Source organism: Virgibacillus carmonensis (genome assembly GCF_057836705.1).
Window position 1 is genome coordinate 1 of the sequence record NZ_JBYQFJ010000411.1, and the last position, 519, is coordinate 519.

Consider the following 519-nt stretch of genomic DNA (forward strand, 5'->3'; position numbering starts at 1 on the left):
AATTGTCTTTACCGGGGATATGCTGGATGGGGTTGAAAGTACAAATTATAAATACTTTTATACACTTATAGATGGCATTAATAATAAAGAGCATGCATGGTACGTACCTGGAAACGCTGACCCAGAAAGTTATCAAGTGAACCAAACTGTTGAAAAAAGTGAGTTTATTCAAGGAATGGAAAAAAGAGGAGTTACGTTCCTAGAGAATTTTGATACTATTTCAGTAGATGGCAAAAGCCTTCGTTTTGTAAACTTTGAGCTATCAATAGGAAATGTGGGGATACCAAATGGAATCCCAAAACCATCTTATGCAGCAAATAGACAGTACCTGTCCTATCAAAAAGAACTAATGCAGGAATTAAAAAATATAGAGGAAGCTGATACACTTATTGCACTTAATCATTATCCTGTTGTGGATCCGCGAATTGATCATATTTTAGACTCACCCAATTTGGAAATGCCGGATTATGATTTATTAATGGCGGGACATTACCACGGGGGGCAAATTCGCCTTCCTTT

General features: G+C 36.8%; 1 protein-coding gene. It reads left to right on the top strand.

The window, feature by feature from the left end:
• Positions 1–519 (top strand): metallophosphoesterase (locus AC3G7N_RS22620; RefSeq protein WP_489424341.1); only part of this gene is annotated, 519 nt, incomplete at both ends.